This window comes from Saccharopolyspora sp. 6V (assembly GCF_020176785.1).
Lineage (GTDB): Bacteria > Actinomycetota > Actinomycetes > Mycobacteriales > Pseudonocardiaceae > Saccharopolyspora_C > Saccharopolyspora_C gregorii.
Window position 1 is genome coordinate 18,025 of the sequence record NZ_JAIUKB010000070.1, and the last position, 9,903, is coordinate 27,927.

A 9,903-nucleotide genomic window follows, 5' to 3' on the forward strand; every position below is an offset into this window, starting at 1 on the left:
TGATCGTCCGGAAGGAGCTGAGCAAGGTGCCAAATCAGGACCCGGTCGACGCCGTGGACGCCCGGCTGCTGCTGGCGCTGTCCCGCGCCCCGCGCGCCACGATCAGCGCGCTCGCCGCGGAGACCGGCCTGTCCCGCAACACGGTGCAGAGCCGGGTGAGCAGGTTGGAGGAGCGGGGCGTGCTCGGCTCGTTCGAGCGCCGCGTCGACCCCCGCGCCCTCGGCTACCCGCTGCGCGCGCTGATGACGGTGCAGGTCACGCAGAGCCTGCTGGGGCCGGTGGCCGCGGAGCTGCGCGCCATCCCCGAGGTGCTGGAGGTGGCGGGGATCAGCGGCCCCGCCGACCTGTTCGTGCAGGTCGTCGCCCGCGACACCGATGACCTGTACCGGATCGCCGGACAGGTGCTCGCGATCCCCGGCGTGGAGCGCACCGACACGGCGCTGGTGATGCGCGACCTCGTGGACCACCGGCTCACGCCGCTGCTGGAACGCCGCGCCTACCCGTGACCGGTCGCCAGGTCGGCGGTGGCCAGGTCGAGGACGCGCCGCGCGCGGCGCACCACCGGCGCGTCGATCATGCGGCCGTCCACCACGAGCACGGCCCGGCCGTCGCGTTCGGCGGCGTCGGCGGCCAGCACCACCTTCCGCGCCCGGTCCACCTCGTCGGCGGCGGGGCGCAGCGCGGCGTGCACCCGCGCTACCTGCTTCGGGTGGACGCACATCCGGCCGAAGAACCCGAAGTGCTGCAACCGTCCTGTTTCGGTCGCGTACGAGTCGAGGTCGGCGAGGTCCGCGGACACCGGCGCGGGCGGCGGGTCGAGCCCGGCGGCGGCCGCGGCCGCCACGACGCGGGAGCGCGCCCACCGCAGCGGTTCCGCGTCCACCTCCGGGGAGCAGGTGCCGAGGTCGTCGGCCAGGTCGTACTCGCCGAGGGTCAGCGCCCGCACCTGCGGCACCGCGGCCGATTCCCGCACCCGCCACAGGCCGTCCGCGGTCTCGACGAGCGCCAGCAGCGGAACGTCCACCCGTTCGGCGACGGCCCGCAGCAGCTCCGGCTCGGCCTTGGGCACCACGATCCCCGCGACCGGCAGTCCGGCGAGCGCGGCGAGGTCGGCGGCCAGGTGCTCGTCGCCGTTGACCCGCACCCAGATCCGGCAGGCCCGCACCGGGTCCTCGCGCAGCACCGGGACGAGCTGCTCGCGGGCGGCGGCCTTGCCGTCGACGTGCACCGCGTCCTCCAGGTCGGCGACGGCCGCGTCGGCGGTGTCGGCGGCCCGGCGCAGCCGCTCGGGCCGGTCGGCGGGGCAGAACAGCCAGCTGCGCGTGCTCACCATCCGACCTTCCCCTTCCCGGCGGAGAGGGATTTCGCGATGACGGTGCGCATGATGTCGCTGGTGCCCTCGCCGATGGTCATCAGGATCGAGTCGCGGTAGAGCCGTTCGATCTCGAACTCCGCCGAGTAGCCGTAGCCGCCGTGCACCCGCATCGAGTCCTGCGCGGCCTGCAGCGCGACCTCGGAGGCGAACAGCTTCGCCATCCCGGTCTCCAGGTCGGCGCGTTCGCCGCGGTCGAGCTTGCTGGCCGACCAGTAGGACAGCAGCCGCGCGGCCTGCAGCTGGGTGGCCATCTCGGCGATGCGGATCTGGATGGCCTGGAACTCGGCGATGGGCTTGCCGAAGGCCTTGCGCTCGCCCGCGTAGGACAGCGCCTCGTCGTAGGAGCGCTGCGCGATGCCGAGGCTGCGCCCGGCGATGTTGAGCCGCCCGGTCTCCAGCGCCGAGAGCACCTGCTGCATCCCGCGCCCTTCGACGCCGCCGAGCAGGTTCGCCGCGGGCACCCGCACGTCCTCGAACACGACCTCGCAGGATTCGGTGCCCTTGTAGCCGAGCTTCGGGATGTCCTTGGTGACGGTGAACCCGGGGGTGCCCGCGTCGACGAGCAGCACGCTCATGCCCTTGTGCGCGGGCGAGGCGGTGCGGTCGGTCTTCACCAGCACCGGCAGCGGGTCGGCGTACCGGGCGTTGGTGATCCACATCTTGCTGCCGTTGATGACGTAGTGGTCGCCGTCGCGCTCGGCGGTGGTGCGGATGCCCTGCAGGTCGGTGCCCGCGTCCGGTTCGGTCAGCGCGATGCCGGTGCGGCGCACGCCGGTCGCCAGCTCGGGCAGGTACGTGCGCTTCTGCTCCTCGGTGCCGTGCCTGCTGAGCATCCAGGTGGACACCGAGTGGCTGCCGAGGATGCCCGCCACGCCCATCCAGCCGCGCGCGATCTCCTCGAACACGAGGGTGAACGACACGAAGTCCGCGTCCACCCCGCCGTACTCCTCGGGGATCAGCAGCCCGAACAGGCCGAGGTCGGCCATCTTCGCCACGATCTCGGCGGGGTAGCGGCCTGCGCGCTCCCACTCCTGCGCGACCGGCACGACCTCCGCGTCCACGAAGTCCCGCAGCACCTGCTGGAACTGGGCCTGGTCCTCGTTCAGCTCGAAATCCACGGCGCGTCTCCATTCGCTCCGAAAGCACCTTCGCCGGCCAACCGCTGGAACTCCGCCGCGTCCAGCCCGAGCAGATCGTCCAATGTGGACGAGGTGTGCTCGCCGAGGAAGGGCGCACGCTGGTGGTCGGTCCTGGGCTCACCCGCGCGCACCGGGGAGGCGACCTGCTTGACCTCGCCGAACCGCGGGTGCTCGGTGGTGACGACCATGCCGCGGGCTTCGGTGTGCTCCTCCCGCAACGCCTGCGGGATCGTGTTGATCGGCGCGCACGGGACACCGGCGGCCTCCAGCAGCCCCAGCCACTCGGCGGTGCCGCGCCGCGCCAGCTCCTGCTCGATGAGCCGCACGCAGTCCGCGGAGTGCGCGTAGCGGTCCGAGGTGGTGGCGAACCGCGCTTCGGCGGCCCAGGCGGGGGAGCCGAGCACGTCGACGAACTTCTCCCAGAACTTCTGCTTCGCGCAGCCGATCACGATCCACGAGTCGGCGGTGGGGAAGTTCTGGAACGGCACCAGGCTCGGGTGCGCCGAGTGGTGCGTGCGCTTCGGTTCGAACTCGGCGTTGAGGTGCCAGGTGGCGAGGTAGGTGAGCATGCCGATCGCCGTGTCGTACAGGCTCACGTCGCAGTCCAAGCCGACGCCGTCGCGCCGCGCGCCGTGGATCGCCGACAGCAGCGAGATCGCGGCCACCAGGCCGCCCGAGTAGTCCACCATGGACAGTCCGGACTTGGTGGGCGGCCCGTCCGGCTCGCCGGTCACCGACATCCAGCCGGCCAGGCCCTGCAGCATGTAGTCGTAGCCGGGTTGCTTCGCGCGCGGCCCGGTCATGCCGTAGCCGGACAGCGAGCAGCACACGATCGCCGGGTTCAGGTGCTTGAGGTCGTCGTAGCGGATGCCCATCTTCGCGGGCACGTCACCGCGCAGGTTCGAGTACACCGCGTCGCTGACGCCCACCAGCTTCTCGAAGACCTCGCGGCCGGCGGGGCTGGTGAGGTCGAGCACGACGGAGCGCTTGTTGCGGTTGAACGCCTCGAAGAACAGCGAATCGCCGTCCTCGGCGTACGGCGGGGTCAGGCGGCCGACGTCGCCGCCGAACCGCGGGTCCTCGATCTTGATGACCTCCGCGCCCAGGTCGGCCAGGTGCACCGAGCCGAACGGCCCCGCCCCGTACTGCTCGACGGCGAGGATCCGCACGTCGGCCAGCGGCAGCCGGTTCACCGCGCACCTCCGTCGTCGTCCAGCGACAGCGGGCCGTTCTTGGCGGTGGGGAAGGAGTCGATGGCCTCGGCCTGGTCCCGCTTGTAGATCAGCACGGTGCGGTCGAACGACAGGCACTCGTCGCCCTCGGCGTTGAGCGCGCGGGTGTGCACGTTGACCAGGCCCGCGTACGGGCGCGACTTCGATTCCCGCTTGCCGGTGCAGATCGACTCCCCGTAGAGGGTGTCGCCGACGTAGACGGGGTGGGTGAGCTGGATGTTGTTCATCGCCAGGTTCGCCACCGCCCGCTGGCTGATGTCGCTGACGCTCTGGCCCAGCAGCATCGCGATGGTCAGGCCCGAGTTGACCAGCACCTTCTCGAACGGCGTCTTCGACGCGTAGTGCGCGTCGAAGTGCGCCGGGTGCGTGTTCATCGTGAGCAGGGTGAACCAGGTGTTGTCCGCCTCGCTGATGGTGCGCCCCAGCGGGTGCCGGTAGATGTCTCCGACGACGAAGTCCTCGAAGTAGCGCCCTTGCTGACCTCCGTGCACGGCCACCGCCGCACCTCCTGTTCGTGCCTGTCGCGGACGCGGTCCGGGGGTCGGCCGCCGCGCCGGGAACGCCTCGGAGTATGCGGCCGCCGAGCGCCGCCGCGCAATACGTCAGACAATTTAGTTCCCAGTGTTCCGGCCGGTCCGGTGCGGTCCCGTACGCTGACCGGGAGCGGCCGGAACCCGGTCCGGCGCGAGGAGGAGCGAGGCATCATGGCGGCCACCCGGCCAGGAGGCGGCGAATCCGCGAAGCTGCGGGTGCGCCCGGTGCAGGCGGCGTACCGGCAGGTCGCCGAGCAGCTGCGCGACCAGATCGTCAGCGGCGCGCTGCCCTCCGGGTCGCGGCTGCCCAGCGAGACCGAGCTCGGGAGCATGTTCGGCGTCAGCCGCAGCACCGTGCGCGAGGCGCTGCGCCAGCTCGCCAGCCAGCACCTGATCGACACCACTCGCGGCGTCACCGGCGGCAGCTTCGTGGCCGCCCCGGATGCCGGGCGCATCGCCGACAACCTCGGCGGCAGCCTCGGATTGCTGGTCAACTCGCGCGGCATGTCGGTGGACAACCTGATCGAGGCGCGGCTGCTGCTGGAGCCGCACGCGGCGCGCCTGGCCGCCGAGCGCGCGGACGAGGACGGCCTCGCGGAACTGCGCCGGACCGTCGAGGGCACCGGGCACCTCGATCCGGACGAAGGCTTCACCGTGCACTGGGACTTCCACACCACGCTGGTGTCGATCAGCGGCAACCCGCTGCTGCACGTGATGTGCAGCCCGATCAACGCGGTGCTGCGCGGCCGGATGCACCGGGACCGGATCTCGCGCCCGGCCTGGGACGGCATCGACGAGGACCACGTGAAGATCTACGAGGCGGTCGCCCGTGGCGAGGCCGACATCGCCGAAACCCTGGTGCGCGAACACCTCCTGGGCCTCAAGCCCCTCTACGAGCGCATGGAGGACTAGTCCTCCGAGGACTCCTCGAACCGCCTCGGCGAAAACGTCAGACTTTTGTCTTGTGGTGGCGCGGTGGGTGGTTGCACACTGTGCGGGCCGGATGCGGCCGCGCATCCGCCGGGTCATCAATGACGAGGCCGAGGAGGCGCCCATGCCTGCCATCGCGGACGTGCTCGGGGAATTCGCCGCGCGCACCACGCTGCGGGACGTACCCGACGAAGTGCTGCGCCGCGCACGGCACCTCGCACTGGACTCCGTCGGCGTCGCCTTCGCCGCGGCCGACCAGGAGTTCACCCGGCGCGCCCGCCGCGCCGCCGCGGAACTCGGCCCCGGCGACCAGCCGGTCATCGGGCTCCCGGACCGGCTCGCCCCCCGCGAAGCCGCCCTGCTCAACGCGGTCCTGGTGCACGGCCTCGACTTCGACGACACCCACCTGCCCGCCGTCACCCACGTCTCGGCCAGCGCGCTGCCGACCAGCATCGCCGCCGCCATCAAGCACGAGCGCTCCGCCGAGGACCTGCTGCTGGCCTACGTCCTCGGCATCGAGATCACCGCGCGGGTGGGCACCGTCGCGCACGGCGGTTTCCACGCGGGCGGCTTCCACCCCACCGGACTCGCCGGGGCCTTCGGGTCCGCGGTGAGCGCGGGGAAGCTGGCCGGGCTGGACGCCGACGGCATCGCCGAAGCGCAGCGGATCGTCGGCTCGATGGCCTCGGGCATCTTGGAATTCCTCGCCGACGGCGCGTGGACCAAGCGGCTGCACCCCGGGTGGGCGGCGACCAGCGCGCTCACCGCCGCCTCCTTCGCCGCCGTCGGCTGGCCCGGGCCCGAGCAGGTCTACGAGGGGCGATACGGGCTCTACGCCACGCACCTCGGCCCGGACGGCTGGGACGCCACCGAAGCGCTCGACGGGCTCGGCGAACGCTGGGAACTGCTGGCCACCGCGGTGAAGCCGTACCCGAGCTGCCACTTCACCCACGCGTTCGCCGACGCGATCCTGCACCTGAAGCAGGCCGAGGGCTTCAGCGCCGCCGAGGTCGACGTGGTGCGCTGCCACATCCACGAGACGCCCGCCGCCGCCGTGTGCGAGCCGATCGAGCGCAAGCGCGCTCCGCAGGACGACTACGACGCCAAGTTCAGCCTCCCGTTCATCGCCGGGGCCTGCCTGGCCCGCGACCGGCTCACCCTCGCCGAGTTCACCGACGAAGCGTTGGCGGACCAGGAGATCCTGCGCCTCGCGCAGCGCGTGGAGATCGCCGACGATCCGAACAGCCGCTTCCCGCAGGCCTATTCGGCCGAAGTGGAGATCGTGCTCACCGGCGGACGCAGGCTGCACCGCCGCGAGGACGTCAACCGCGGCCACACCGAACGCCCGCTGTCCGATGCGGACATTCGCGCGAAGTTCGCCGACAACCTCGGGGGCGACGCCCGGTCCACGATGGACCACGTGCTGGCGATCGGCGGCGCGGGCGGCGCGGCCGACTACGCCGAAGCCCTGCGCGCGGCCTGACCCTCCCCACCCCTCACCCCTAGGCGGTACCCCCATGTCCGGAACGGCCGCGGAACCCGCGCGCGCGAACAGACCCGCCACCGCAGGACGTCCGCTGTCGGCGGCCCGCATCGCCGGCTCGTCGTTGCTCGGCACGCTCATCGAGATCTTCGATTTCATCATCTACTCCTTCATGGCGGCGTTGGTGTTCGGGCCGCTGTTCTTCCCCGGCGCCTCCCCGTGGATGGGCACGCTCGCCGCGCTCGCCACGCACGCCGTCGCGTTCGGGATGCGCCCGTTGGGCGCGCTGCTGTTCGGCAAGCTCGGCGACAGCCGCGGCAGGCGCACCGCGCTGCTGACCTCGATGCTCGTGATGGGCGGTTCGACCGTCGCCATCGGACTGCTGCCGCCGTTCGCGGTCGCCGGGTTCTGGGCGCCGGTGCTGCTGGTCGTCTGCCGCCTGCTGCAGGGCCTCGCCGTCGGCGGCGAGTGGGGCGGGGCGGTGCTCGTCGCCGTCGAACACGCCCCGGCGAAGCGGAAGTCGCTCTACGGCGCGTTCGTGCAGCTGGGCACGGTGCTCGGCATCGGGCTGGCCAGCTCGGTGATCCTGGTGGTGAACCTGTGGGTCAGCGAGGACGCGTTCCTGTCCTGGGCGTGGCGGCTGCCGTTCCTGGCCAGCGCGCTGCTCATCGCGCTCGGCCTGGTGCTGCGCAGGCGCCTGGAGGAGACCCCCGCGTTCCTCGCGGAACTCGCCGAGCGGGAGAGCGGGCAGCGCAGCGCCCGGCCCACGGTGCGCGCGGTGTTCCGCGACCACGGGCTCGCGCTGCTGGCCGGATCGCTGATGTGGTCGGCGTCCTGCTCCTTCCTGTACGTGCTGATGACCGGGCTGGTGGCGTACACGAAGCAGTACGTGCCCGCGCTCAGCGCGGTGGACGTGCAGCTGGGCCTGGTGCTCGCCTCGCTGCTGCTGGTCGTGCTGACGGTGGTGTTCGCGGTGCACGCGGACCGGTGGGGCCGGGAACGGCTCACCGCGGGGTCCGGGATCGTGCTGGTGCTGTGGGCCTTCCCGGCGTTCTGGCTGATCGACGGCGGCGGGTTCGGCGCGATGCTGCTGGCGATGCTCGTCGGCACGCTCTGCTACGCGGCGTTCAACGGTGCGGTGCCCTCGCTGCTGTCCGAGTTGTTCCCGGTGGACGCCCGCTACACCGGCACCGGGCTGTGCATCTCGTTCGGCACGGCCGTCGCGGGCGGGCTGCTGCCGATCGGCGCGTTGGCGCTGGTCGGTTCGTCCGGCGGTTCCTCGGTGCCGCTGTCGTTGACCCTGGTGCTGTGCGGGGTGCTCACGGTGCTCGGGATCGTGCTGGCTCGGCGGCTTCCCCGGTACCGCTGAGCCCGGGAGCTCGGCTCGTCCCGCGCGCTCGGGCCGGGCCGGGGATGCCGGCGGCCCCTCCGGTGCCTCGCGCCGGTACGACCGCGGTGCTCGGCCGCGCGCCGGGCACCGCGGTCCGCGCGGAGGAGCCGCCGGCCATCCGGTCGCGGAGCGGATCCGTTCCACCGCAACGGGTGCCGGTGCCGCACCCGCCGTCGTCGCGCGAGCGCGGACGGTGAGCACCGCGGCGGCGCTGTGATCGGTTCCACAGCACGCGGCCGTGCTCGCCGCCCGGGCGCGCCGCCGCTCGTGACACCCTGTGGGACTGTCCGAACAAGCGCATCCGGCGCCGCTGAAAGGCCACCATGACCCGGTTCCCGCCCGTCGACCGAACCGCGGCACCCCCGCGCGCCGCCCGGACGGCCGGAGCCCTGGTGGCCGCCACGCCCGGACCCGCGCGGAATAGGGTGCGCGGCGAAGCGGTTGCGGAGTGATGTGGTCGGTGTCGTGCCGCATCGACCGATCCGCGCCGGAGGTCCGCCGCAGCGGACCGGTCGGCGCCGGTTCCGACGCGTTCGAGGTCGTCGCGCCCGCACGGCGCTGCGAGGACCCGCGCGACGGCGCTCCGACCCGCGGCGTTCAACGACGAGTGCCACGAAGTTCCCGTGACCGTGGCGATGGGTGAGGTAAGCGAACCAGCATGAGCATCAAGATCGGGTACAAGGCCTCCGCCGAGCAGTTCGCCCCGCGCGATCTGGTGGAGTTCGCGGTGCAGGCCGAGGAGAACGGCCTGGACAGCGTGATGGTCTCCGACCACTTCCAGCCGTGGCGGCACAACCAGGGCCACGCGCCGTTCGCCCTGTCCTGGATGAGCGCCGTCGGCGAGCGCACCTCGCGCGTCCAGCTGGGCACCAGCGTGCTCACCCCGACGTTCCGCTACGAGCCCGCCGTGGTGGCGCAGGCGTTCGGCACGCTCGGGTCGCTGTACCCGGGCCGGGTCATGCTCGGCGTCGGCACCGGTGAGGCGCTGAACGAGACCGCGGTGACCGCCCGCGAGTGGCCCGAGTTCAAGGAGCGGTTCCGCCGCTTCCGCGAGGCCATCGACCTCATCCGCACCCTGTGGCGGGAGGACCGGGTCAGCTACGAGGGCGAGTACTACCGCACCTCCAACGCCACCATCTACGACCGCCCCGAAGGCGGGGTGCCGATCTACGTGGCCGCGGGCGGGCCGATGGTCGCCAAGTACGCGGGCCGCGTCGGCGACGGCTTCATCTGCACCAGCGGCAAGGGCATGGAGCTCTACACCGACAAGCTGCTGCCCGCGGTGGAGGCCGGTGCGGAGGCCGGCGGCAAGAACGCCGCCGACATGGAGAAGATGATCGAGATCAAGCTCTCCTACGACCCGGATCGCGAGCGCGCCCTGCAGAACACCCGGTTCTGGGCGCCGCTGTCGCTGCCCGCCGAGGTGAAGCACAGCCTGGCGGATCCGGAGGAGATGGAGAAGGCTGGCGAGGAACTGCCGATCGAGCAGGTCGCGACCCGCTGGATCGTGGCCTCCGATCCGGAAGAAGTGCTCGCCGAGGTGAAGGCCTACCTGGACGCCGGTTTCGACCACCTGGTGTTCCACGCGCCGGGATCGGATCAGACGCGGTTCTTGGAGACGTTCGGAGCAGACGTAGCACCGCGCCTGCGTGAACTCGCCGGCTGAGGTTTTCCGGCTCCTTCTTCGGAGGGGGTGGGTGGCGGAACCTCAGCGGGATTCTCGCGAGGACAGCTTTTTGGCGCGGGGGGGGGGCCCCCGGGGGAAAAAAAAACCACACCCAAAACCCCAGGGAAACCCCCCCGGGGGCGGGGGGGGCGGGG

9 protein-coding genes are annotated in these 9,903 nt (G+C 72.0%); 5 read left to right on the top strand and 4 right to left on the bottom strand.

Annotated features, from left to right (window positions below; translation table 11 throughout):
* Positions 1-26 precede the first annotated feature (26 nt).
* Positions 27-506, top strand: a complete 480-nt coding sequence (locus LCD35_RS15050; protein ID WP_225044354.1) for an Lrp/AsnC family transcriptional regulator — start codon at positions 27-29, stop codon at positions 504-506.
* Here the strand turns inward: LCD35_RS15050 and LCD35_RS15055 are convergent.
* From LCD35_RS15055 to LCD35_RS15070, 4 genes are read right to left on the bottom strand one after another with little or no spacing between them, the layout of a single operon-like run.
* Complete coding sequence (locus tag LCD35_RS15055) at positions 497-1,330, bottom strand: CoA ester lyase (protein ID WP_224958651.1); 834 nt, start codon at positions 1,328-1,330, stop codon at positions 497-499. The two genes, LCD35_RS15050 and LCD35_RS15055, sit on opposite strands and share 10 nt — an antisense overlap.
* Positions 1,327-2,493, bottom strand: coding sequence for an acyl-CoA dehydrogenase family protein (locus LCD35_RS15060; protein WP_224958652.1), 1,167 nt, complete (start codon positions 2,491-2,493; stop codon positions 1,327-1,329). The genes LCD35_RS15055 and LCD35_RS15060 overlap by 4 nt, the downstream gene beginning before the upstream one ends.
* Positions 2,478-3,707, bottom strand: a complete 1,230-nt coding sequence (locus LCD35_RS15065) for a CaiB/BaiF CoA-transferase family protein (protein WP_224958653.1) — start codon at positions 3,705-3,707, stop codon at positions 2,478-2,480. Before LCD35_RS15065 ends, LCD35_RS15060 begins: the two co-directional genes overlap by 16 nt.
* Positions 3,704-4,243: a MaoC family dehydratase gene (locus LCD35_RS15070; RefSeq protein ID WP_224958654.1), complete on the bottom strand. Its 540-nt coding sequence runs from the start codon at positions 4,241-4,243 to the stop codon at positions 3,704-3,706. The genes LCD35_RS15065 and LCD35_RS15070 overlap by 4 nt, the downstream gene beginning before the upstream one ends.
* A gap of 207 nt (positions 4,244-4,450) precedes the next feature.
* Between LCD35_RS15070 and LCD35_RS15075 the strand changes: the two genes are divergently transcribed.
* The 4 genes from LCD35_RS15075 (at position 4,451) to fgd (ending at position 9,748) form a co-directional block, all read left to right on the top strand.
* The gene (locus tag LCD35_RS15075; RefSeq protein WP_225044355.1) at positions 4,451-5,191 is read left to right on the top strand and encodes a FadR/GntR family transcriptional regulator; all 741 of its coding nucleotides are present in this window, start codon (positions 4,451-4,453) and stop codon (positions 5,189-5,191) included.
* Between the two features lie 142 nt (positions 5,192-5,333).
* A complete protein-coding gene (locus LCD35_RS15080; protein ID WP_225044356.1) occupies positions 5,334-6,692 on the top strand; it encodes an MmgE/PrpD family protein in 1,359 nt (452 codons plus the stop codon).
* 34 nt (positions 6,693-6,726) lie between these two features.
* On the top strand, positions 6,727-8,061 hold the full coding sequence (locus tag LCD35_RS15085) for an MFS transporter (RefSeq protein WP_225044357.1): 1,335 nt from the start codon (positions 6,727-6,729) through the stop codon (positions 8,059-8,061).
* 679 nt (positions 8,062-8,740) lie between these two features.
* Complete coding sequence (gene fgd / locus LCD35_RS15090; RefSeq protein ID WP_224958659.1) at positions 8,741-9,748, top strand: glucose-6-phosphate dehydrogenase (coenzyme-F420); 1,008 nt, start codon at positions 8,741-8,743, stop codon at positions 9,746-9,748.
* Positions 9,749-9,903 lie beyond the last annotated feature (155 nt).